Here is a 21477-nt window from a genome sequence, read left to right on the forward strand (position 1 = left end):
GGTGCGCGCGGCCCGGCGGCCCGTGCCCCGGCCGGGTCAGCGGCGCGAGGAGGTCTCTGCCAGGCGCCGCCCGTCGTCGGCGGGCTCCACGCCGCGCTGCGCGGGCACCGCGCCGGCCACCGGACGCGGGGCCCCTGAGGAGCGGCGGACGGGCACCCTGACCGCGACGAGCAGTCCGAGTGCGAGCGCCGCGCTCGCGATGACCGCGATCCCGGCTCCCGAACGCGCCTGCGACACCAGCAGCATCGCGAGAGCCGAGAGGATGACGGTGGCCGAACCGTAGGCGAGCTGTGCGGGATTCGGACGCGGCATGACGGAATCCGTCCTCCGGGATCGGTGGTTGGCCGGGGGCGAGGCCGCCGGACGGCGAACGTTGTCCGTCGAACGGCTCTACGATGCCGGATGCCCGTACAGAGCCGCGGGTAAGCACGACCTGACCCGCCGCCACCGACACGCCGGTGCACAGGGGGCGCACGGAGTCACGCCGCGGCCGTACCGTCATCGGCCGCTACCGTCCGGTCTCCGGACTCCGCAACTGGCTAGTCGGACAAGGTACTTGCGTGGCGTGCTCAAATCAAGGGCTGTTTTTTCGGCCGCCGCTCATGTCGAATGCCTCCACACGTGTGCACACACGTGCCATGGCCATGCATGGGGAGGGCAATACCTAGTGAAGAGCCAACGGAGGACGATCAGATCCGCCGCCCTGGCCACGACGGTCGCCGTCATAGGGGCGACCTTTCTGACCGCCGGCGCCGCCTACGCCCACGAGGGCACCGCACCCGACGGCCGTGACCCGGCCGCCGCGGAGCACGGCGACCACGCCAAGGACGGGCACGAGCACGGCAAGGGCAAGGACGGCAAGCACGTCGACCACGACCTGCCCGGCCCGCTCACCAAGAAGCAGCGCTCCCAGCGCCTCGCCGCTCTTGAGCGGCTCGCCTCCGGCCAGAAGCCCGTGACCAAGAACGGCTCCAAGGTCATGAAGCTCGGCGACGACAAGTACGTCGAGATGGAGCAGACCAAGACCGACAAGATCTTCACCATCCTCATCGAGTTCGGTGACAAGATCGACCCGCAGTACGGGGGCACCCCCGGCCCGCTGCACAACCAGATCGCCGAGCCCGACCGCGAGAAGGACAACACCACGCTGTGGAAGGAGGACTTCAGCCAGGAGCACTTCGAGGAGATCTACTTCGGGGAGGGCGAGGGCTCGCTCAAGACGTACTACGAGACCCAGTCCTCCGGTAAGTACTCCGTCGACGGCATGGTCTCCGACTGGGTCAAGGTCGACTACAACGAGGCCCGCTACGGCAACAACGCCTGCGGCCAGAGCACCTGCAACACCGTCTGGGACGCCGTCCGCGACGGTGTGAACCAGTGGGTGGCCGACCAGAAGGCCGCCGGCAGCACCACCGAGGAGATCAAGGCCCAGCTCGCCGAGTACGACGTGTGGGACCGCTACGACCACGACGGCGACGGCAACTTCAACGAGGCCGACGGCTACCTCGACCACTTCCAGTTCGTCCACGCCGGCGAGGACGAGTCGGCCGGCGGCGGCGCGCAGGGCGAGGACGCCATCTGGGCCCACCGCTGGTACGCCTACGGCACCGACTACGGCAGGACCGGCCCCGACTTCAACAAGGCCGGCGGCACCGAGATCGGCGACACCGGCATCTGGGTCGGCGACTACACCGTGCAGCCCGAGAACGGCGGTCTGGGCGTCTTCGCCCACGAGTACGGCCACGACCTCGGCCTGCCGGACCTGTACGACACCGCCGGCGGCGAGAACTCCACGGGTTTCTGGACCCTGATGTCGTCCGGTTCCTGGCTGAACAACGGCACCGACGCCATCGGCGACTGGGCCGGCGAGATGACCGCCTGGGACAAGCTGTCCCTGGGCTGGCTGGACTACGAGACGGCCAAGGCCGCCACCAACTCCACTCACAAGCTGGGCGTTTCGGCCTACCAGGGCAAGAACCCGCAGGCGCTGATCGTGGAGCTCCCCGAGAAGGAGGTCACGACCGAGGTCGTCGAGCCCGCGGCGGGCGAGAAGCAGTGGTGGAGCGGCAGCGGTGACGACCTGCGCAACTCCCTGACCCGCACCGTCGACCTGACCGGGGCCTCCTCCGCGTCGCTCGACCTCAAGGGCTGGTGGGAGATCGAGGCCGGTTACGACTACCTCTACACCCAGGTCTCCACCGACGGCGGCGCCACCTGGACCGCCCTGGACGGCACCCGCAACGGCGAGCCGCTCGGCAAGGACGCCTCCGGCGCCCCCGCCCTCGACGGCTTCTCCGGCGGCTGGGAGGACCTCTCCTTCCCGCTGGACGCCTACGCCGGCAAGAAGGTCGATCTCCGCTTCCACTACCGCACCGACGGTGGCGTGGCGGAGAAGGGCTTCACCGCCGACGAGATCACCGTCACCGCCGACGGCCAGGCGATCGTCACCGACGGCGCCGAGGGCGACGACAACGGTTGGACGGCGAGCGGCTTCTCCCGCATCGGGGCGTCGTTCTCCAACTCCTACCCGCAGTTCTACATCGCCGAGAACCGTCAGTACGTCTCGTACGACAAGACGCTGAAGACCGGCCCGTACAACTTCGGCTGGCTGGACAGCCGTCCGGACTGGGTCGAGCGCTACGCGTACCAGAAGGGCCTGCTGATCTGGCTGTGGGACACCTCGCAGCTGGACAACAACACCAGCGCCCACCCGGGTGAGGGTCTGGTCCTCCCGATCGACGCCCACCCCAAGGCCGAGAAGTGGGCCGACGGGACGCTGATGCGCAACCGCATCCAGTCGTACGACTCCACCTTCAGCTGGTACCCGACGCGCGGCATGACCCTGCACAAGAACGGCGAGGCCACCAAGGTCCGCTGGAAGCTGGGCAGGCCGTACTTCGACGACCGCAAGGGTGCGTACTGGGACGAGTCCAACCCGACCGCGAGTGTGAAGGTGCCCGACACCAACACCCGCATCATGATCGTCAACCAGCCGCTCAACGGCAAGACGATCACCGTCCGGGTCGGGCCCTCCACCAGGTGATGCCCGTGTGACACCCGAGTGACGGCGCGTTCGCGCAGGTCACCGCGGTGAGGCAGTGAACGGTCGGCCGTCGCCCCCTAGCGGGCGGCGGCCGACCGTGCTGAGAATGCGCGTACCGACCGAGGGCGGTACGCCGTTGTTGACGTGGTGTATAACGGGGGAGTGGTGAAGATGGCAGGCGGTGGCTGGACCAGGCTGCCGGACGGCAGCGTGGTCGTGGCGCTCTCCGTGCCCCGGCCGGGGCACGGCGGGCAGCGTGCCCGCTTCCTGGTCCACGCGGCCAACCGCGCCCGCGCCCTGACCCGGCTGAGAAACCTCGGCCTGCGCGCGGTCTACCTGCGCGGCAACACCGAGCCGCCCACCCCCGACGAGATCAGCGCGGTACTGCACCACCCCGACGGCCTGGTCTGGCGCCCGGCCCCGCAGCACGGCGCCGCCGGCGCGCCGGCCGGCGAGGGGGCGCACGCGGAGAGCGGCTTCTGGCGGCCCATAGGCGCCCTGCGCCGCGCCGCGGCGGGCTGAGCACCCCGGTGCCGCGTGCGCGGACCGTGCGGACCTGGCGGCCGGGTACAGGCGGGCGGTACGTCTCTCAGGCGGCGCGGACCACCGGCTCGCCCGACAGCTCCACACCCGCCCCGCGCATCTCCTCCAGCGCCAGCTCGGTGGTCCGCGCCGCCACCCCGGCCGTCATGCCGAGCAGTACCCGGGTGCGGAAGCCCCCGCGGGCCGCGTCCAGCGCGGTCGCGCGCACACAGTGGTCGGTGGCGATGCCCACCACGTCCACCTCCGCCACATCGTGGGAGCGCAGCCAGTCGGCGAGCGGGGTGCCGTTCTCGTCCTCCCCCTCGAAGCCGCTGTAGGCGGCGGCGTACGCGCCCTTGTCGAAGACCGCTTCGATCGAGCCGGAGGCGACGGCCGGGGCGAAGTTCGGGTGGAAGCCCACACCCTCGGTCCCGGCCACGCAGTGCGCGGGCCAGGAGCGGCGGAAGTCGGGGTGGTCGGAGAAGTGGTCGCCCGGGGAGACGTGGTGGTCGCGGGTGGCCACCACGTGGCGGTATCCGGCGGTGCTCTGCCCGACGAGATCGGTGATGGCCGCGGCCACGTCGGCACCCCCCGCCACCGCGAGGCTGCCGCCCTCACAGAAGTCGTTCTGGACGTCTACGACGATCAGGGCCCGGTGCATGGTGCACACCTTTCGGCTGGAGTGGCTGTGACTGACTGTGGCTGGCTGGCTGGTTGGCTGTGACCGAACGCGACCGCGGTCGGCGGTGACCGGTCGCCGCGGCCGGCGGCGGACCGCAGGAGGACGGGGACGTGTCCGACTTTAGACACTCGGCGTCCGCCGCGGGAGTGCGTGGGCGCGCCGTGCCTCACCCCCCGGTGTACTGCGTGGGCAGGACCGGCTCGCCGCGCGAGAGCTGCGTCGCCGACAGCGGCAGCCCGTCGCGGGCCCGCAGGTGCCGCTCACGGGCCGCCTCCAGCCGCTCGCGCGCCACGATCTCGCCGCCGCGGACCAGGTCCACCGTCAGCAGGTGGTCCGCCAGCTCCGCGGGCACCTCGCCGGTGCCGACGACCTCGGCCTCGGCCACGCCGTCCGCGTCCGGCCGCCGGGCGGCCCACTTCACGCCCCCGACCGACAGCTTCCCGCCCATGGACTTCTTGGCCACCGGGCGCAGCGGCGTGCCGGGGCCGGAGGAGTCGGCGCGGGCCACCAGCTTGTAGACCATCGAGGCCGTGGGGTGCCCGCTGCCGGTGACCAGCTGAGTGCCCACCCCGTAGGCGTCCACCGGGGCGGCGGCCAGCGAGGCGATGGCGTACTCGTCCAGATCGCTGGTCACGACGATCCTCGTGTCCCGCGCCCCCAGCTCGTCGAGCTGCTGCCGCACCCGGTGGGCGAGCAGCAGCAGGTCGCCGGAGTCGATGCGCACCGCGCCCAGCCCGGGGCCCGCCACCTCCACGGCGGTGCGGACGGCCTCGGCCACGTCGTAGGTGTCCACCAGGAGCGTGGTGCCGCTGCCCATGGACTCCACCTGCGCGGTGAAGGCGTCCCGTTCGGTGTCGTGCAGCAGGGTGAAGGCGTGGGCGCTGGTACCGACGGTGGGGATGCCGTAGCGGAAGCCGGCGGCCAGGTCGGAGGTGGTGGAGAAGCCGCCGACGTACGCCGCCCGGGCCGCGGCCACCGCCGACAGCTCGTGGGTGCGGCGCGCGCCCATCTCGATCAGCGGGCGCCCCCGGGCCGCGACGGCCATCCGGGACGCGGCGGCGGCGACGGCCGAGTCGTGGTTGAGGACCGACAGGATCACCGTCTCCAGCAGCACGCACTCGGCGAAGGTGCCCTCCACCCGCATGACCGGCGAGCCGGGGAAGTAGACCTCGCCCTCCGGGTAGCCGCTGATGTCGCCGCGGAAGCGGTAGCCGGCCAGCCATTCCAGGGTCGGCTCGTCCACCACGCCCCGCTCGCGCAGGAACTCCAGGATCTCCGGCTCGAAGCGGAAGTTCGCCACCGCGTCCAGGACCCTTCCGGTGCCCGCCACCACGCCGTAGCGGCGTCCCTCGGGCAGGCGGCGGGTGAAGACCTCGAAGACGGAGCGCCGGTCGGCGGTCCCGCCGCGCAACGCCGCCTGGACCATGGTGAGTTCGTAGTGGTCGGTGAAGAGGGCGGTGGACGGCACGGCGACCGGCGGGCCCAGGTCTGCGGTGTTCATGGGACGGATGCTACCCCTAATTTCGTCACCTTGACGATATCTGGTTCCGGGGGGACGCGGCGCGGCCCGCCGGAACCCCGTTTGCAACGCGGCCCGGTCTCAGTGGCAGCATGGGAACCGTGAGCGACGACACACACCGGACGGCACCCTCTGTCGCCGCGGACCGCGTACCCGGTCCGCGCCGCGCCCATGTGGCCCTGCTGTCGGTCGCCCCCACCGAGATCACCCGTCCCGAGTCGGGCGAAGCCCCCGAGGCGGTGTCCGAGCCGGACGTCCCGTGGGTGACGGTCGTCCACAACGACCCGGTGAACCTGATGAGTTACGTGACCTATGTGTTCCAGACCTACTTCGGGTACCCGAAGGAGAAGGCCAGGAAGCTGATGATGGATGTCCACCACAAGGGTCGCGCGGTCGTCTCCAGCGGCACCCGCGAGGAGATGGAGCGCGACGTACAGGCCATGCACGGCTACGGCCTGTGGGCGACCCTCCAGCAGGACCGCTGATGGCCGGGCTCTTCCAGCCCGCGGCCGGCGTGCCCGGAGGCGCGGCCGTCGCGCTCGACGAGGTGGAGATCTCCATCCTGCGCAGCCTCGCCGTCCAGCTCCTGGAGCTCATCGGCCCCGGCCCGGGAGCGGAGGAGGCCGGCGGCGAGCAGGACCCGCTCGCCGCGCTGATGGCCGACGGCCCCACCGAGCCGCCCTCCGATCCGGCGCTGGCCAGGCTCTTCCCCGACGCCTACGGCGGTCCCGGCGCCGGGGGGGACGAGAAGACGCGCGAGGCCGCCGCGGAGTTCCGGCGCTACACCGAGAACGACATGCGCGCCCGCAAGCGCGAGGACGGCCTCGCCGTCGTGCGGGCCCTGGACTCCCTCGCTCCCGCCGGCGAGGGGGGAGCGGTGCTCACCCTCACCCCCGAGCAGTCGCGCCAGTGGCTCGGCGCGCTCAACGACCTGCGGCTGGCCATCGGCGCGCGCCTGGAGATCACCGACGACGAGGACGGCGACGAGCTGTACGCGCTGCCGGACGGCGACCCGCGCAAACCGATGGTGATGGCGTACCTGTGGCTGGGAGCGCTCCAGGAGTCGCTGGTGGAGACCCTGGCCCCCTGACGGGCCCCCTGACGGGCCGCGGCGGGCCGCGGCGGGCGTGGCGGCTTCCGGAGGGCCGGTGATTCCCGGCATTTGTTTGCGCCGTACATTAAAAAGCCTCTGCGAGCCCGCCGTGTCGCACAGAGTCACCGAAACTCTCCGTTAATCGGATACGGCGCTTCTTCGAGCGAGACGGCTGTCCGTTTTATCCATGAATTCCCCTGTGTGATCCGACCGTAATATGAGCATGTGATCCAGGTCACACCGACGCGGTAGCGCAGCGTGATAGGAACTCCCAACCCGATTTTTATCCGTGCCTTACAACTCGGAGAACTTCGGAGGAAACTGCGCTCGAGACCGGACGCCGAGGTTGGTCCGTTCGCCGTACGACCGGCAACCACCGTTGCACCCGCCCCCACACGTCCCCGCAGCCGCTACAGCCCGAGGGAAGTCATGGCAAACGAATCCTGGACAACACGGATCGATGAATCCATCACCGAATTCATCGACCCGGTCGCATCGGTAATCAGCGACATCGTCTTCTACACCATCCCGTTCGGGGACACCGAGTTCCCCTGGATCGTCGGCTGGCTGGTGGTCGCGGGACTGGTGTTCACCGGATACTTCGGCTTCGCCCAGGTCCGCCACCTGCCCAAGGCCCTCAAGCTGGTCCGTGGCAAGTACGACCAGAAGGACGCCCCCGGTGAGGTGAACCACTTCCAGGCCCTCACCTCCGCCGTCTCCGGCACCGTCGGTCTCGGCAACATCGCCGGTGTGGCCATCGCGGTCACCATCGGCGGCCCAGGTGCCACCTTCTGGATGATCGTCTGCGGCCTGCTGGGCATGGCGACCAAGTTCGTCGAGTGCACCCTCGGTGTGAAGTACCGCGAGGTCCACGCCGACGGCACCGTCTCCGGCGGCCCGATGCACTACCTGCGCAAGGGCATGGCCGAGCGCGGCCTGGGCGGCCTGGGCAAGGGGCTCGCCATCGGTTCCGCCGTCGCCCTGCTGTTCTTCACCTTCTTCGGCGGCAACCTCTTCCAGGTCAACCAGAGCCTGGAGCAGCTGCAGTCCGTCACCGGCGGCGACGACAGCCTCTTCAGCAGCTCCGGCGGCGCCCTCTTCTTCGGCATCCTGATCGCGGCCCTGGTCGCCCTGGTCCTCATCGGCGGCATGCGCTCCATCGGCGCCGTCACCAGCCGGCTGGTCCCCGCGATGGCGATCGTCTACGTCATCGCCTGCCTCTTCGTCATCCTGACCAACCTCACCGCCGTGCCCGACGCCGTCTCGGACATCGTCGTGGGCGCCTTCGCGCCCGAGGGCGTGGCCGGCGGCCTCATCGGCGCCCTGATCGTCGGCTTCCAGCGCGCCGCCTTCTCCAACGAGGCGGGCATCGGCTCGGCCCCCATCGCCCACTCCGCGGTGAAGACCAAGCGCCCCGCCACCGAGGGCCTGGTCGCGATGATCGAGCCGTTCATCGACACCGTCATCATCTGCACCATGACCGCGCTGACCATCGTCATCGCCCGCACCCCGAGCTGGGAGGCGGCCCGCGAGGCCAACGCCAACGGCGAGCCGATCGCCTCCGGCGTCTCGCTCACCTCGGACGCCTTCGAGACCGCGATCTCCTGGTTCCCGTACATCCTGGCCGTCGCGGTCCTGCTCTTCGCCTTCTCCACGATCATCACCTGGAGCTACTACGGCCTGAAGGCGTGGACCTACCTCTTCGGCCGCAGCAAGGCCAGCGAGAACGTCTACAAGGTGCTCTTCAGCCTCATCGTCATCACCGGTGCGCTGATGTCGCTGTCCTCCCTGGTCTCCCTGGCCGACTCCTTCCTCTTCCTCGCCGCGGTGTTCAACATCGTCGGCCTCTACCTGCTGGCGCCCGTCGTCAGGCGGGAACTCAACCGCGTCCTCGACTACATCCGCCGACGCGACGCCGGTGAGACCGACGAGCAGATCGAGGCCGCCGAGGCCGCCGGCCCCGGCGGCGCCGACGGAGCCCCCACGCTCGCCAAGTGACATCCGCTGCCCCCCGGGGGGACAGAGCGCCGCGGGGCCCCGCCCGTACCGCACACCGGTACGGGCGGGGCCCCGCCCGTACGTCCTGCCTATGCTGTCGGCCATGCTGACCATCACCCAGGAGCTGCACGACAAGATCGTGGCCCACGCCCGCCGGGATCACCCCGACGAGGCGTGCGGCATCATCGCGGGCCCGGCCGGCAGCGGACGCCCCGAGCGCTTCATCCCCATGCTGAACGCCGCCCGCTCGCCCACGTTCTACGAGTTCGACTCCGCGGACCTGCTGAAGCTCTACCGCGAGATGGACGACCGCGACGAGGAGCCGGTGGTCGTCTACCACTCCCACACCGCCACCGAGGCCTACCCCTCGCGCACCGACGTCGCCTACGCGGGCGAGCCGGGCGCCCACTACGTCCTGGTCTCCACCGCGGAGTGCGGCAACGACGAGGGGCCCTTCTCCTTCCGCTCCTTCCGCATCGTCGACGGCGAGATCACCGAGGAGGAGGTCAGGATCGTCCCCGCCTACGAGGGCTGATCCCCGAGCCCCCGCCGGCAAGTGAGACGGCAGGGTCCGCATCATGGAACAGGTATCCGGATCCGGAGGCGGGAATCGTTACGATGAGCCCATGGTTAACCACGACGTGAGCGATACCCACCCGGGTAAGTCCCCGGGCGCGCTGCTCGTGGCGCGCCTGCACGTCGATCTGTGCCGCCTCGCCAGCGCCATGGGGTCTTCCCGGCGCTGCGAGGGGACACGCAGGTGCTGCGCCGCCGTCCGTGCCTGACCCGGACGGCCACCCCCGCGCGGCCCGCCCGGCCGCACCTCGCCCACGCGCACGTGTCGAGGCCCGCACGCTTCCCGCCCTCTCCCACAGGAGTACACCCATGGCCATCGAGGTCCGCATCCCGACCATCCTCCGCACCTACACCGACGGGCAGAAGGCCGTCGAGGGCGACGGCGGCACCATCGCCGAGCTCATCGAGGACCTGGAGACCCGCCACAGCGGCATCCGGGAGCGGCTGGTCGAGGGCGGCGAGCTGCGCCGCTTCGTCAACGTCTACCTCAACGACGAGGACGTCCGCTTCCTGGACGGGATCTCCACCAAGCTGAGCGACGGCGACAACGTGACGATCCTCCCCGCCGTGGCCGGGGGCATGCGCTGATGCGCTACGACTCGCCGATCGCCGCGGTGGGCAACACCCCTCTGGTGCGCCTGCCGCGGCTCTCGCCGTCCGAGGACGTCCGCGTCTGGGCCAAGCTGGAGGACCGCAACCCCACCGGCTCGATCAAGGACCGCCCGGCCCTCCACATGATCGAGCAGGCCGAGAAGGACGGCCGGCTCACCCCCGGCCGCACCATCCTGGAACCCACATCCGGCAACACCGGCATCTCGCTGGCCATGGCGGCCAAACTCAAGGGCTACCGCATGGTCTGCGTCATGCCGGAGAACACCAGCGACGAGCGCCGCCAGCTACTGGCCATGTGGGGCGCCGAGATCATCTCCTCCCCGGCCGCCGGCGGCTCCAACACCGCGGTGCGCGTCGCCAAGGAGATCGCCGCCGAGCACCCCGACTGGGTCATGCTCTACCAGTACGGCAACCCCGACAACGCCGGTGCCCACTACGCCGGCACCGGCCCCGAGATCTACGCCGACCTGCCCTCGATCACCCACTTCGTCGCGGGACTCGGCACCACCGGCACCCTGATGGGCGCCGGCCGCTACCTGCGCGAGAAGGTCCCCGGCATCCAGATCGTCGCCGCCGAACCGCGCTACGACGACCTCGTCTACGGCCTGCGCAACCTCGACGAGGGCTTCGTCCCCGAGCTGTACGACGAGACCGTCCTCACCACCCGCTACTCGGTCGGCTCCGAGGACGCGGTCACCCGCACCCGCGAACTCCTCGCGCAGGAAGGCATCTTCGCCGGAGTCTCCACCGGCGCCGCCCTCCACGCCGCCCTCGGGGTCGGCCGCAAGGCCGTACACGCGGGCCGGAGCGCCGACATCGTCTTCGTCGTCGCCGACGGCGGCTGGAAGTACCTGTCCACCGGCATCTACACCGCGCCCACCACCGAGGCCGCGGTCGAGGCCCTCCAGGGACAACTCTGGGCCTGAGCCCGGCCCCGCACGTTCGCGACAACCGCCCGCCGCGCCTGCCGCGTCCCCGCCCCTCCGGCGACCGGGAGCGGCGGTGCGGGGGCGCCCGCCGCAGGCCGCGCACCGCCCCAGGCCCGCACGCCGCGCGATCCGCCCCCGCACCACCCCCGCCCTGGTGATTCCGCCCACAACGGGGCACTGCGGAGGAGCCACCGGCCCCCGTGCGCCTTACGCTCAGGTAACCCCTCTTCCCGGGCCACGGAGGTTCCTTCCCCTATGAAGCTCACCGTCGTCGGCTGCTCGGGATCGTTCCCGTCCGCGGAATCGGCCTGCTCCAGCTACCTCGTCGAGGCCGACGGCTACCGGCTCCTGCTCGACATGGGCAACGGCGCCCTGGGCGAGCTGCAACGCCACTGCGGCCTCTACGACCTCGACGCCATCGTCCTCAGCCACCTCCACGCCGACCACTGCATCGACATGTGCGCGTACTTCGTGGCCAGGTACTACCGGCACGAGGGAGGGCGCTGCGAGGCCATCCCGGTATACGGCCCCAAGGGCACCGAGCAGCGGCTGACGACCGCCTACGCCGACACCCCGTCCGAGAACTCCATGAGCGAGGTCTTCGACTTCCACGACCTCGCCCCCCGGAGCACCTTCCGCCTCGGACCGCTGACCGTCACCGCCGACCGGGTGCGGCACCCGGTGGAGACCTACGGCTTCCGCGTCGAGCACGAGGGCAGGGCCATCGTCTACTCCGGCGACACCGGCCCCTGCCACGCACTGTGCGACCTGGCCCGGGGCGCCGACCTCTTCCTGTGCGAGGCCTCCTTCACCGACGGCAAGGAGGACATCCCCGAACTCCACCTCAACGGGCGGCAGGCCGGGGAGTGCGCACGGGACGCGGGCGCCGACCGCCTGGTCCTCACCCACATCCCGCCGTGGACGGACCCCCGGCACAACCTGCGCGACGCACGGGCCGCCTTCGGCGGCCCCGTGGAGATGGCCCGCCCCGGCGCCGTCTACGAGATCTGACCGGCCGCCGGCCGGGCCCGGGAGCCACGGGCCCGGCCGGCGCGGCACGGACCGTACGGGCACCGGACCCCGGACACCGGCCCCCGGCCCGAGACCGGACTACGCCCGGTACTGCGCCTTCTCCTGCTCGGCGATCTCCTCGTCCGTCTCCCGGCCCGGTGTCGGCAGACCGAACCGCGTGATCGCGAACCGGAAGACCGCGTAGTACACCACCGCGAAACACAGCCCCAGCACCACCAGCAGCCACGGCCTGGACGCGATCCCCAGATTCAGCAGGAAGTCGATCGCCCCGGCGGAGAAACCGAAGCCGTCCCGTGCCCCCAGCGCCCAGCTCAGCGCCATCGACACCCCCGTCAGCACCGCGTGGACCGCGTACAGCAGCGGCGCGACGAAGATGAACGTGAACTCGATCGGCTCGGTCACCCCGGTGACGAAGGCGGTCAGCGCGATGGAGAACATCATCCCGCCCACCACCTTGCGGCGCTCGGGCCGCGCGCAGTGGTACATCGCCAGACAGGCCGCCGGAAGGGCGAACATCATGATCGGGAAGAACCCGGTCATGAACTGGCCCGCCGTCGGATCCCCGTGCAGGAAGCGCGCGATGTCCCCCTCGTACCGCACCCCGCCGTCCTCGTAGGAACCCGCCTGGAACCACGGGAACGAGTTCAGCAGATGGTGCATGCCCACCGGGATCAGCGCCCGGTTGGCCACCCCGAACACCCCCGCCCCCAGCGCGCCCGACCCCACCAGCCACTCGCCGAAACCGTGGATCCCGGCTCCCAGCACCGGCCAGGCGTAACCGAAGACGACACCCAGGGCCAGACCCGCGAACGACGCCAGGATCGGCACCAGCCGGCGGCCGCCGAAGAAACCCAGCCAGTCCGGCAGCTTCCTGCGGTGGTAGCGCTGGTAGAGCACGGCGGTGACCAGCCCCATCACCACACCGCCGAGCACACCGGCGTCCGCGGGCCGGGCGACGCCCTCCTCGGGAGGCAGATTGGGATCGCTGAAGGTGGCCATCACCTGCTGGAAGACCAGATAGCCCACGACGGCCGCCAGCCCCGTGGAGCCGTCCGCCCGCCTGGCGAAGCCGACCGCGATGCCCACGGCGAACAGCAGCGGCAGATTGTCCAGCAGCGCCCCGCCGCCCGCCGCCAGGAACTCGGCGATCCGGTTGACGAAGTCCGGGAAGCCCGCCCTGCCCAGCATGTCCTCGTAACCCAGCCGGACCATCAGGGCCGCCGCGGGCAGCACGGCGATCGGCAGCATCAGACTGCGGCCGATGCGCTGGGCCACCGCCATCGCGCCAGCGCCACGCCTCCTCCCGCCTCCGCCGTCCCCCTCGACGCCGCTCCCGCCGCTCCCGTCGCCTCCGTCGTCGGATGTCCTGGCAGTGGCCGTGGTCATCGGCTTCCTCCCGTGGGGCCGTGCGGTCCGCGCCGCACATCCGCATCGCAAGCATCACATGGGTAACAGAGCGCTTAAGTCACCTTGTAACACGAGTAAAGACTCCGAAAGCACCCAGGCGGGCAAGGGGGCCGACGGAAACGGGGACAGTGCCGGAATGCAGTACCCGGACCGCCGCGGGCCGCGCCCCCTTCCCCGCGGGACCGGAAAGCGGTATGGAGCCGATGAGGCGCCCTCGCGCAGATGTGCATAGCGTGGGTTAACGTGCCAATCCGGCCCACAGGGGGCACCGGACACAGTACGGGCCGAGACGGTCGGCGACAGCCGGCGGGAAGGCGGAGAACATGCCCGGCAAAGCGGAGAACATCGTCGCCGGACTCGGCGGCATCGACAACATCGTCGAGATCGAGGGCTGCGTCACCCGCCTGCGCACCGAGGTCGAGGATCCCGCCCTCATCGACGAGGCAGCGCTCAAGGCCGCCGGCGCACACGGCGTCGTGAAGATGGGCTCCGCCATCCAGGTCGTCATCGGCACCGACGCCGACCCCATCGCCGCCGAGATCGAGGACATGATGTGACCACTGCGCCCCCGCGGTCTCCGCACACCGGGCCACCAGGTCGTTCACCCGAACGGCCGACCCGACCGTGGCACTAGGCTCGCACCCATGTCACGCATCGACGGCCGCACAGCCGAACAACTCCGCCCCGTCACCATCGAACGCGGCTGGAGCAAGCACGCCGAAGGCTCCGTTCTCATCTCCTTCGGCGACACCCGCGTCCTCTGCACCGCCAGCGTCACCGAAGGCGTACCCCGCTGGCGCAAGGGCAGCGGCGAGGGCTGGATCACCGCCGAATACGCCATGCTCCCCCGGTCCACCAACACCCGCGGCGACCGCGAATCCGTCCGCGGCAGGATCGGCGGACGCACCCACGAGATCTCACGCCTCATCGGCCGCTCCCTGCGCGCGGTCGTCGACCTCAAGGCCCTCGGCGAGAACACCGTCGTACTCGACTGCGACGTCCTCCAGGCCGACGGCGGCACCCGCACCGCCGCCGTCACCGGCGCCTACGTCGCCCTCGCCGACGCCCTCGCCTGGGCCCGCGACAACAAACTCGTCCGCGCCAAGGCCCAGCCGCTGGCCGGCACCGTCTCCGCCGTCAGCGTCGGCATCGTCGACGGCACCCCCCTCCTCGACCTCTGCTACGAGGAGGACGTCCGCGCCGAGACCGACATGAACGTCGTCTGCACCGGCGACGGCCGCTTCGTCGAAGTCCAGGGCACCGCCGAGGGAGTCCCCTTCGCCCGCACCGAACTCGACGCCCTCCTCGACCTCGCCGTCGCCGGCTGCGCCCAACTCGACGGCGCCCAGCGGCACGCACTGGACACCGGATCGCTGCCCCCGGCCTGACCCCGCCGCAATCCGTCCGGGCCGTCCCGGTGACGCTGCATGAGAACGCGGACGGGACGCGGAACTTTGCGAGCGCTTTACGCGTCCTACAGGGCACGGGCCGTACGGGTCGAGCCGTACGGCCCGTCCAGACACAGGAGGACCACGCCCCCATGCGCAGACGGACCACCCTCGCCGCCCTCGCCCCCGTCGTCCTCGCCCTCCCCCTGGTGGGCTGCGGCGCCGTCCAGAACGCACTGGACTGCGCCAACACCGCCGTCGTCGTCGTGGACAGCGCCAACGCCCTCCAGCAGGCCGTCGCCGACGGCGTCGAGAACCCCGCCGAGGTGGACCGGTCCCTGGACCGCATCAACGAGAACCTCGACAAGATCGTCGAGAACACGGACAACGCCGACATCACCCGGGTCGCCGAGGACATGCGGAAGGCCGCCGACAGCGTCCGCGAGTCCGTCGAACAGGGCAAGACCCCCGACGCCGGCCCCGTAGTCGACGCCGCCGACGAACTGACACAGGTCTGCGCCCCCGGCTGACGGACACCGGCCCGGAGCCCGGCCCGCCCGACGGTTCCGGCCGCCGCGACGGGATAATCGGTCCCCATGAGCCAGCGTCTGATCCTCGCAACCCGCAACGCCCACAAGGTCCGAGAGCTGGAGGCCATCCTCTCCGCCGCCGGACTGGACCTCACCCTGGTCGGCGCCGACGCCTACCCCGAGGTCCCGGACGTCAAGGAGACCGGCCTCACCTTCGCCGAGAACGCACTCCTCAAGGCCCGCACCCTGGCCAGGGCCACCGCGGTGCCCGCCGTCGCCGACGACTCCGGCCTGTGCGTCGACGTCATGGGCGGAGCCCCCGGCATCCTCTCCGCCCGCTGGGCCGGACACCACGGCGACGACAGGGCCAACCTCGACCTGCTCCTCGCCCAGCTCTCCGACATCGACGACCCCCACCGCACCGCGCACTTCGCCTGCGCGGCCGCCCTGGCCCTGCCCGACGGCACCGAACGCGTCGTCGAGGGCCGCCTGGCCGGCACCCTCCGCCGCGAACCCGCCGGCGACGGCGGCTTCGGCTACGACCCGATCCTCCAGCCCGAGGGCGAGACCCGCACCTGCGCGGAGCTGGGCCCGGGCGAGAAGAACGCCATCAGCCACCGCGGCCAAGCCTTCCGCGCCCTCGCCCCGGTGGTCCGCGAGCTCCTGGGCTGACGGCCGGCCCCGCGGCCAGGGTTCAACCGACAACGCCGAAGGCCCGGCTCAGCGAGCCGGGCCTTCGAATAAGAGCTTTGTGCGGCCGGTGGGATTCGAACCCACACGGGGAAAACCCCACTGGGACCTAAACCCAGCATGACTGCCAGTTCCATCACGGCCGCCGGTCACCGCCCATCGTACCGGTTCGGTCGCCCCCGGAGAGTTGTCGCTCATGGCGCTCGCCGCCGGTTTCGGCCACACCAGGTATCCGTGATCGCGTGGCAGCTCGGACACAGATAACGCAGGTTGCCGCGCCTGTTGTCGTGCCAGCCCCCATTGACGTGGTCGACGCATCGGTACGGGACGCCGACCTCGTCCAGAGCCCGCCGCAACCGGGCGTGGTTCACGCGAGGGGCGCCTTCGGGGTGCACACGCAGGACTTCGCCGGCGATCCGCTTCGGCATCCCCGGGCGGGGGCTGCGCCTGCTTCGACGCTTGAAGTGCGAGGTGTCCAGGCCCAGCCGGACCGCCTGCCGGTGCACCCGCCGGTGGTTGGCGTCGTCGACCGGGAGCCCCGGGCGGCGCATCACATCGGCATAGCTCGTGCTGCTCGGGACGGCGGCACGGAGTGCTTCCTCGGGGACGGTGGTACGCGCGTGGGAGAAGCGCGAGACGTCGACGCTCAGTTCGGTGAGCATACGGCGCAGCGCGGCACGCGACGCGCTGTCGTCGCCGAGGCCCAGGGAGCGCGCCAGGGAACGGACGCTGGTGGCGGTGGCCGCTGCCTGCCTGACCTCCTCGGGTGTGAACGGAAGGTCGACACGGGGGCGGTTCAGCGCGGGAAGGTGGCCGGTGTCGATTCCGGCGGCTTCGATACGGCGCCGGATGTGGGAGAGTGTGCCCGTCGCAGGTGTCGCGCCTAGCTTGGCGGCGACCTCGCGCAGCGTGCTCGAACCGGCGACGGCCTCGGCGACCGCCGTGTCGGTGTACTTCCGCCACGGGCTCTGCCGTCTGAAGTGGCCTGTTTCGATGCCGTGTTCGGCCACGAGTCTCTGGAGCGTGCGGCGTCTCCCTCCGCTGACCTCCATCCCCAGCTCGCGCATGAGCTGCGCCCATGTCGAGGAGCGGGCGACGGCGTCGGCGAGTGATTCGCGGGTGTATCCGGTGGCCATGGCCCCTCCCCTGGCGGACCGTCCGCGCCGTCGTCGTTCGGTCTTCTGTCGCGGACTCGCACTGGTCGACGAACAGCGCGCCGGGAGGTCACGCGGGAGAGGAGCCGGTTGGCCGGGTCAGGGGGCTCAGAGGGAGAGGTCCCGGATGAGCTTGGCGACATGTCCGGTGGCCCTGACGTTGTACAGCGCCCGCTCGACCTTCCCCTCCTCGTCGACGACCACCGTGGAGCGGATGACGCCGGTGACGGTCCTGCCGTACATCTTCTTCTCGCCGAAGGCGCCGTAGGCCTGGAGCACCTCCTTCTCCGGGTCGCCGACGAGGGTGACCCTCAGGTTCTCCTTCTCGCGGAACTTCGCGAGCTTCTCCGGCTTGTCGGGGGAGACGCCGATCACGTCGTAGCCCGCGCCGGCGAGGAGGTCGAGGTTGTCGGTGAAGTCGCAGGCCTGCTTGGTGCAGCCGGGGGTGAGGGCGGCGGGGTAGAAATAGACGATCACCTTGCGTCCGGCGCGGTCGGAGAGCGAGACGGGGGTGCCGTCGGCGTCGGGCAGGGTGAAGGCCGGTGCGGTGTCGCCGGGTTGCAGTCGCTCGCTCATCGGTACTCCTCGGGCGGGGCTCGCGGTCCCGTGGTCGGGGCCGTCGTCAGGGGGCCGTTATCGGTTCGAAAGCCTAGCCACGGGGTGTGACGGGGGTGGCGGGGGGCACCGGAGGTGAGGGAACTGCCAGACTGTCCGGTAGCCGGGCCCCCGGTGTACGGCGGTCCGGGTGGGGCGGATGAGACGGATGAGACGACGGAGGCAGTGCGGTGTCGGAAGCCAGGACCCCCGCGGAGATCGAGGCGGAGATCGTCCGCAGGCGGCAGGAGCTCGCCGAGACGCTGGACGAGCTGGCGGTGCGGGTGCACCCGAAGACGATCGCCGACGGTGTGAGGGCGCGGGCGGTGTCGGCCGTGGACCGCACCGCGGGCCGGGCGTATGTCGCGGTCAACCACGCGCTGTCGGATGTGCGCGACCGGTTCACCGACGAGGAGGGCCGCCCCCGGGCGGCGCGGGTCGTGCCGGTGGCGCTGGTGGCCGTGGGGGTGGCCGGACTGCTGGTGGTGTCCTCCCGGCGCCGCCGCCGCTGAGCGGTGCGGAAGCGGGCTGAGATACGGTTCTGCCGTGAGCTCCAAGACGTCCCACCACGACAAGCTGCCCATCCGGATGCTGCACGACCGGGTGCTGGTGCGTACCGACATTCCCGAGGGCGAGCGCCGCTCCTCCGGTGGCATCGTCATCCCCGCGACGGCGGCGGTCGGCCGCAGGCTGAACTGGGCCGAGGTGGTCGCCGTCGGGCAGAACGTGCGCACGGTGGAGCCCGGTGACCGCGTGCTGTTCGACCCGGCCGACCGGGCCGAGGTGGAGGTGCGCGGGGTCGCGTACGTGCTGATGCGCGAGCGTGATCTGCACGCGGTGGCGGCCGAGCGGCTGCAGGGGGCGGAGGACTCCACCGGGCTGTACCTGTAGAGCCGCGCCCGGGGAGGGGCGACGGTCGTGCGGTCGGGCCCCGCGGACGTACCGCGGGGCCCGACCGCACGACCGTCGCTGCCGCCCGGTCTCAGGACCGGGGGGTGGCGGAGTCCTCGGTGGAGCCCTCCCGGCGCGGCCCGGGTGACGCCTTGGCGGTGGGGGCCGGGGAGGTTCCGGCGGGGTTCTTGCCGTCCGCCGCTTCGGCGGAGGGTTCGGCCGGTTTCCCCGCCCGCTCGTCCTCTCCCTTCCCGCGGTCACGCTCCTCGGAGTTCTCGCGGTCCTTCTTCTCCGCCTTCTCCGGGGCGCGTTCGCCGTTGGCGCCGTCGTCTCCGGTGTTCCCGGCGTCGTCCCGGCCGGAGGCGGAGGTGTCCGGGGCCTCCTCGGTGTCGTCCACCTGGGTGGGCTCCTCCTCGGGGTCGCCGGGGCCGCCGGACGGGTCGGTGCTGTCGGAGGGGCTGGGGGAGGCCTTGGGGACGCGGTTCTTGCCGGGCTTGAGATCGAAGTCCCTGGCCGGGGTGGAGCGCAGTGCCCCGGAGGTGTAGGCGGCCCAGATCCGGGCGGGGATGCCGCCGCCGTTGACGCGGGCGAGTCCGGCGGCGCCGTAGAGGGATTTGTGGGCGCCGGTCTCGGGGTCCTGGCCCATGACGGCGACGATGGTGACGAGGTCGGGGGTGTAGCCGGCGAACCAGGCGGCCCGGTCCTCCTCGGCGGTGCCGGTCTTGCCGGCGGCGGGGCGTCCGGCGGCCTTCGCGGCGGTCGCGGTGCCGCTCTTGACGACGCCGCGCAGGACGGCGGTGGTGGCGTCCGCGGTGGAGCGGGAGACGGCCCGCAGGGTGGCCGGTTCGGGGACGCGGATCTGTTCGCCGCCGCGCCGGATCTCCTTGACGAGGGTGTGGTCGACGCGTTCGCCGTGGTTGGCGAGGGTGGCGTAGGCCTGGGCCATGTCGAGGGTGCTGGGGGTGGTGGTGCCCAGGGAGATGGAGCCCTGGGCCTCGGCCATGCCGGGGGTGGTGTCGGGGAGGCCGAGGCGGGCGGCGGTCTCCTTGACCTTCGCGGGGCCGACGTCCACGCCCATCTGGGCGAAGACGGCGTTGACGGACTTGTTCATGGCGGTGCTGACGGGGATGTCGCCGTAGTCGACCTGGTCCTCGTTCTGGGGTTTCCAGGTGGTGGGTCCGCCGGGGCCGACGACGGTGCGTCCGCTGTCGCCGTTGTAGGTGGTGCCGGGGCCGATGAGGTCGCCGTCGCGGGTCTTGGCGCGGTGTTCGAGGGCGGCGGCGTAGACGAAGGGCTTGAAGGTGGATCCGGGCTGGTAGTCGCGGCGGGTGGCGTTGTTGACGAACTGCCGGGTGTAGTCGACGCCGCCGTACATGGCGACGACCTCGCCGGTCTCGGGGTCGATGGAGGTGCCGCCGGCGCGGACGTTGCGGTCGATTTCGCGTTCCTCGCTGAGCTGGGAGAGCAGTTCGCGTTCGACGGCCTTGACGAAGACGTCCTGTTTGCGGCGGTCGATGGTGGTGGTGATGCGGAAGCCGCCCTGTGCAAGGCGCTCCTCGCTGAGGAGGTCACGGGCGGCGAGGTGCTGTTTGACGGCTTCGACGATGTAGCCGCGCTGTCCGGACAGGCCGGTGGGGGGCTTGGCGGGGCCGGGCTGGGGGAACTTCGCGGCGGCGCGCTCGCGGGGGGCGAGCCACCCTTCCTTGACCATGCCGTCGAGGACGTACTTCCAGCGGGCGACGGCGCGCTCCCTGTTCTCGGGGTGGGCGGCGACGTCGTAGAGGTTGGGGGAGTTGAGGAGGGCGGCGAGGTAGGCGCCCTCGGCGGTGGTCAGGTCGCCGGCGTCCTTGCCGTAGTAGGCCTGGGCGGCGGCCTGGACGCCGTAGGCGTGGCGGCCGAAGTAGCTGGTGTTGAGGTAGCCGGCGAGGATCTCGTCCTTGCCGGCCTCGCGGTCGAGTTTGAGGGCGATGAAGAACTCCTTGGTCTTGCGGGTCAGGGTCTGCTCCTGGCCGAGGTAGTAGTTCTTCACGTACTGCTGGGTGATGGTGGAGCCGGACTGCTTCCCCTCACCCTGGAGCATGTTCCAGCCGGCGCGGGCCATGGCCGCCACGTCGACGGCGGGCTGGTGGTAGAAGTCCCGGTCCTCGGCGGCCAGTACGGCGTGCCGGGTGCTCTCGGGGATGGCGTCGAGCTCGACGTTCTGGCGGTTGATGTCGCCGTCGCGGGCGAGCTGGGTGCCGTCGGAGTAGAGGTAGACGTTGTTCTGCGCGGCGGCCGCGGAGTTGGGCGCGGGAATCTCCACGAGCATGTAGCCGGTGATCAGGGCGCCCGCGCCGGCCAGGAGGACCACGGCGGTGGCGGCCAGGAGTGTCTTCCAGGTGGGCAGCAGGCGCCGCGGGCCGGTGCGTCGCGGCCGGGGTTTCTGGTCGCCGTTGGGCTCCTCGGGCTCCTCGCTCATGACCGCAGGGCTCCTTGTCGGTATGGGACTTTCGTACCGTTTCCTGTGGATCGCCCCGTAGGACACTGTGGCATCATCCGCGCCGACGGGCGAGGCAGGTTCACACCGCCGGCGGTGCGCGGCGCGGTGCGGCGGTGCGAACGGGAGTGCGACCCGTCCGGCGGTCGGCCCGTCGGCGGCTGGCCTACGGCACCGCGGGGGCGGCCGGGACCTCACGCTCCGCCATCACCCGGGAGGGGTCGCCCGGGAGGGTGTCGGACGGTGCCCGCCGGCCGGCCCGCGGCCTGCCGTGAGCCGGCCGGCGGGCACGGTGGACCGCCGGGTTCGGCGGCCCGTTTCCGGGGAAGGCGGCGGTGCCA

The 21477-nt window shown here is 71.3% G+C and carries 22 protein-coding genes, 1 tRNA gene and 1 pseudogene; 16 read left to right on the forward strand and 8 right to left on the reverse strand.

The window, feature by feature from the left end; genetic code table 11:
* Positions 1-36 precede the first annotated feature (36 nt).
* Entirely contained in the window at positions 37-312 is a 276-nt protein-coding gene (locus tag ACGRHY_RS17455; protein ID WP_394636256.1) for a hypothetical protein, read from the reverse strand.
* 355 nt (positions 313-667) lie between these two features.
* Between ACGRHY_RS17455 and ACGRHY_RS17460 the strand changes: the two genes are divergently transcribed.
* Both ACGRHY_RS17460 and ACGRHY_RS17465 read left to right on the forward strand, forming a co-directional pair.
* On the forward strand, positions 668-3043 hold the full coding sequence (locus ACGRHY_RS17460; protein ID WP_394636257.1) for an immune inhibitor A domain-containing protein: 2376 nt from the start codon (positions 668-670) through the stop codon (positions 3041-3043).
* A 171-nt stretch (positions 3044-3214) separates the two neighbouring features.
* A complete protein-coding gene (locus ACGRHY_RS17465; protein ID WP_394638093.1) occupies positions 3215-3565 on the forward strand; it encodes a hypothetical protein in 351 nt (116 codons plus the stop codon).
* Positions 3566-3632: 67 nt separating this feature from the next.
* Here the strand turns inward: ACGRHY_RS17465 and ACGRHY_RS17470 are convergent, their stop codons facing one another.
* Positions 3633-4226: an isochorismatase family protein gene (locus ACGRHY_RS17470; RefSeq protein ID WP_394636258.1), complete on the reverse strand. Its 594-nt coding sequence runs from the start codon at positions 4224-4226 to the stop codon at positions 3633-3635.
* A gap of 187 nt (positions 4227-4413) precedes the next feature.
* Entirely contained in the window at positions 4414-5748 is a 1335-nt protein-coding gene (locus ACGRHY_RS17475) for a nicotinate phosphoribosyltransferase (protein WP_394636259.1), read from the reverse strand.
* A 200-nt stretch (positions 5749-5948) separates the two neighbouring features.
* Between ACGRHY_RS17475 and clpS the strand changes: the two genes are divergently transcribed.
* From clpS to ACGRHY_RS17515, 8 genes are all read left to right on the forward strand, one after another.
* Positions 5949-6251, forward strand: a complete 303-nt coding sequence (gene clpS, locus ACGRHY_RS17480; protein WP_394638094.1) for an ATP-dependent Clp protease adapter ClpS — start codon at positions 5949-5951, stop codon at positions 6249-6251.
* Positions 6251-6856, forward strand: coding sequence for a DUF2017 domain-containing protein (locus tag ACGRHY_RS17485; protein ID WP_394636260.1), 606 nt, complete (start codon positions 6251-6253; stop codon positions 6854-6856). Before clpS ends, ACGRHY_RS17485 begins: the two co-directional genes overlap by 1 nt.
* 432 nt (positions 6857-7288) lie before the next feature.
* On the forward strand, positions 7289-8857 hold the full coding sequence (locus ACGRHY_RS17490; protein ID WP_394636261.1) for an alanine/glycine:cation symporter family protein: 1569 nt from the start codon (positions 7289-7291) through the stop codon (positions 8855-8857).
* A 103-nt stretch (positions 8858-8960) separates the two neighbouring features.
* On the forward strand, positions 8961-9392 hold the full coding sequence (locus ACGRHY_RS17495; protein WP_394636262.1) for a M67 family metallopeptidase: 432 nt from the start codon (positions 8961-8963) through the stop codon (positions 9390-9392).
* 91 nt (positions 9393-9483) lie between these two features.
* Positions 9484-9642 carry a putative leader peptide gene (locus ACGRHY_RS17500; protein ID WP_394636263.1) on the forward strand — a complete coding sequence of 53 codons (159 nt, stop codon included), beginning with the start codon at positions 9484-9486 and terminating at the stop codon, positions 9640-9642.
* 100 nt (positions 9643-9742) lie between these two features.
* The gene (locus ACGRHY_RS17505; protein ID WP_394636264.1) at positions 9743-10021 is read left to right on the forward strand and encodes a MoaD/ThiS family protein; all 279 of its coding nucleotides are present in this window, start codon (positions 9743-9745) and stop codon (positions 10019-10021) included.
* Positions 10021-10971, forward strand: coding sequence for a PLP-dependent cysteine synthase family protein (locus ACGRHY_RS17510; RefSeq protein WP_394636265.1), 951 nt, complete (start codon positions 10021-10023; stop codon positions 10969-10971). Before ACGRHY_RS17505 ends, ACGRHY_RS17510 begins: the two co-directional genes overlap by 1 nt.
* Positions 10972-11229: 258 nt before the next feature.
* A complete protein-coding gene (locus tag ACGRHY_RS17515) occupies positions 11230-11985 on the forward strand; it encodes an MBL fold metallo-hydrolase (protein WP_394636266.1) in 756 nt (251 codons plus the stop codon).
* A gap of 99 nt (positions 11986-12084) precedes the next feature.
* Here the strand turns inward: ACGRHY_RS17515 and ACGRHY_RS17520 are convergent, their stop codons facing one another.
* Positions 12085-13287, reverse strand: coding sequence for a PTS transporter subunit EIIC (locus tag ACGRHY_RS17520; protein WP_394638095.1), 1203 nt, complete (start codon positions 13285-13287; stop codon positions 12085-12087).
* Between the two features lie 440 nt (positions 13288-13727).
* On the opposite strand from ACGRHY_RS17520, the pseudogene ACGRHY_RS17525 reads away from it, so the two are divergent.
* The 4 genes and pseudogenes from ACGRHY_RS17525 to rdgB form a co-directional block, all read left to right on the forward strand.
* Positions 13728-13970 (forward strand): annotated as a pseudogene (locus tag ACGRHY_RS17525) (PTS sugar transporter subunit IIB); the annotation flags it as partial.
* An 87-nt stretch (positions 13971-14057) separates the two neighbouring features.
* Complete coding sequence (rph, locus tag ACGRHY_RS17530) at positions 14058-14801, forward strand: ribonuclease PH (RefSeq protein WP_394636267.1); 744 nt, start codon at positions 14058-14060, stop codon at positions 14799-14801.
* Between the two features lie 152 nt (positions 14802-14953).
* Positions 14954-15331, forward strand: a complete 378-nt coding sequence (locus tag ACGRHY_RS17535; RefSeq protein ID WP_394636268.1) for a hypothetical protein — start codon at positions 14954-14956, stop codon at positions 15329-15331.
* A 66-nt stretch (positions 15332-15397) separates the two neighbouring features.
* Positions 15398-16003 carry an RdgB/HAM1 family non-canonical purine NTP pyrophosphatase gene (rdgB, locus tag ACGRHY_RS17540; RefSeq protein ID WP_394636269.1) on the forward strand — a complete coding sequence of 202 codons (606 nt, stop codon included), beginning with the start codon at positions 15398-15400 and terminating at the stop codon, positions 16001-16003.
* 80 nt (positions 16004-16083) lie between these two features.
* Here the strand turns inward: rdgB and ACGRHY_RS17545 are convergent.
* The 3 genes from ACGRHY_RS17545 to bcp form a co-directional block, all read right to left on the reverse strand.
* Positions 16084-16167 (reverse strand) — tRNA-Leu (locus ACGRHY_RS17545).
* Positions 16168-16215: 48 nt separating this feature from the next.
* Positions 16216-17157 (reverse strand): HNH endonuclease, encoded by a 942-nt coding sequence (locus ACGRHY_RS17550; RefSeq protein ID WP_394636270.1) that lies wholly within the window; start codon positions 17155-17157, stop codon positions 16216-16218.
* Positions 17158-17283: 126 nt separating this feature from the next.
* A complete protein-coding gene (gene bcp, locus ACGRHY_RS17555; RefSeq protein WP_394636271.1) occupies positions 17284-17751 on the reverse strand; it encodes a thioredoxin-dependent thiol peroxidase in 468 nt (155 codons plus the stop codon).
* Between the two features lie 209 nt (positions 17752-17960).
* Between bcp and ACGRHY_RS17560 the strand changes: the two genes are divergently transcribed.
* Both ACGRHY_RS17560 and ACGRHY_RS17565 read left to right on the forward strand, forming a co-directional pair.
* Positions 17961-18281: a DUF3618 domain-containing protein gene (locus ACGRHY_RS17560; protein ID WP_394636272.1), complete on the forward strand. Its 321-nt coding sequence runs from the start codon at positions 17961-17963 to the stop codon at positions 18279-18281.
* Positions 18282-18357: 76 nt separating this feature from the next.
* Positions 18358-18660 carry a GroES family chaperonin gene (locus ACGRHY_RS17565; protein WP_093850016.1) on the forward strand — a complete coding sequence of 101 codons (303 nt, stop codon included), beginning with the start codon at positions 18358-18360 and terminating at the stop codon, positions 18658-18660.
* Between the two features lie 91 nt (positions 18661-18751).
* On the opposite strand, the gene ACGRHY_RS17570 is transcribed toward ACGRHY_RS17565, so the two are convergent.
* Positions 18752-21118, reverse strand: coding sequence for a transglycosylase domain-containing protein (locus ACGRHY_RS17570; RefSeq protein ID WP_394636273.1), 2367 nt, complete (start codon positions 21116-21118; stop codon positions 18752-18754).
* Positions 21119-21477: the final 359 nt, after the last annotated feature.

Source organism: Streptomyces shinuiensis, from assembly GCF_043660855.1.
Taxonomy (GTDB): Bacteria; Actinomycetota; Actinomycetes; order Streptomycetales; family Streptomycetaceae; genus Streptomyces.

Coding starts and splice junctions, on each gene's coding strand:
- ACGRHY_RS17550 (WP_394636270.1), bottom strand. CDS start 17,157: ATGGCCACCGGATACACCCGCGAATCACTCGCCGACGCCGTCGCCCGC.
- ACGRHY_RS17565 (WP_093850016.1), top strand. CDS start 18,358: ATGCTGCACGACCGGGTGCTGGTGCGTACCGACATTCCCGAGGGCGAG.
- rph (WP_394636267.1), top strand. CDS start 14,058: ATGTCACGCATCGACGGCCGCACAGCCGAACAACTCCGCCCCGTCACC.
- ACGRHY_RS17490 (WP_394636261.1), top strand. CDS start 7,289: ATGGCAAACGAATCCTGGACAACACGGATCGATGAATCCATCACCGAA.
- ACGRHY_RS17475 (WP_394636259.1), bottom strand. CDS start 5,748: ATGAACACCGCAGACCTGGGCCCGCCGGTCGCCGTGCCGTCCACCGCC.
- ACGRHY_RS17570 (WP_394636273.1), bottom strand. CDS start 21,118: ATGAGCGAGGAGCCCGAGGAGCCCAACGGCGACCAGAAACCCCGGCCG.
- ACGRHY_RS17470 (WP_394636258.1), bottom strand. CDS start 4,226: ATGCACCGGGCCCTGATCGTCGTAGACGTCCAGAACGACTTCTGTGAG.
- ACGRHY_RS17500 (WP_394636263.1), top strand. CDS start 9,484: ATGGTTAACCACGACGTGAGCGATACCCACCCGGGTAAGTCCCCGGGC.
- ACGRHY_RS17515 (WP_394636266.1), top strand. CDS start 11,230: ATGAAGCTCACCGTCGTCGGCTGCTCGGGATCGTTCCCGTCCGCGGAA.
- ACGRHY_RS17505 (WP_394636264.1), top strand. CDS start 9,743: ATGGCCATCGAGGTCCGCATCCCGACCATCCTCCGCACCTACACCGAC.
- ACGRHY_RS17485 (WP_394636260.1), top strand. CDS start 6,251: ATGGCCGGGCTCTTCCAGCCCGCGGCCGGCGTGCCCGGAGGCGCGGCC.
- ACGRHY_RS17535 (WP_394636268.1), top strand. CDS start 14,954: ATGCGCAGACGGACCACCCTCGCCGCCCTCGCCCCCGTCGTCCTCGCC.
- ACGRHY_RS17510 (WP_394636265.1), top strand. CDS start 10,021: ATGCGCTACGACTCGCCGATCGCCGCGGTGGGCAACACCCCTCTGGTG.
- bcp (WP_394636271.1), bottom strand. CDS start 17,751: ATGAGCGAGCGACTGCAACCCGGCGACACCGCACCGGCCTTCACCCTG.
- ACGRHY_RS17465 (WP_394638093.1), top strand. CDS start 3,215: ATGGCAGGCGGTGGCTGGACCAGGCTGCCGGACGGCAGCGTGGTCGTG.
- rdgB (WP_394636269.1), top strand. CDS start 15,398: ATGAGCCAGCGTCTGATCCTCGCAACCCGCAACGCCCACAAGGTCCGA.
- ACGRHY_RS17495 (WP_394636262.1), top strand. CDS start 8,961: ATGCTGACCATCACCCAGGAGCTGCACGACAAGATCGTGGCCCACGCC.
- ACGRHY_RS17455 (WP_394636256.1), bottom strand. CDS start 312: ATGCCGCGTCCGAATCCCGCACAGCTCGCCTACGGTTCGGCCACCGTC.
- ACGRHY_RS17520 (WP_394638095.1), bottom strand. CDS start 13,287: ATGGCGGTGGCCCAGCGCATCGGCCGCAGTCTGATGCTGCCGATCGCC.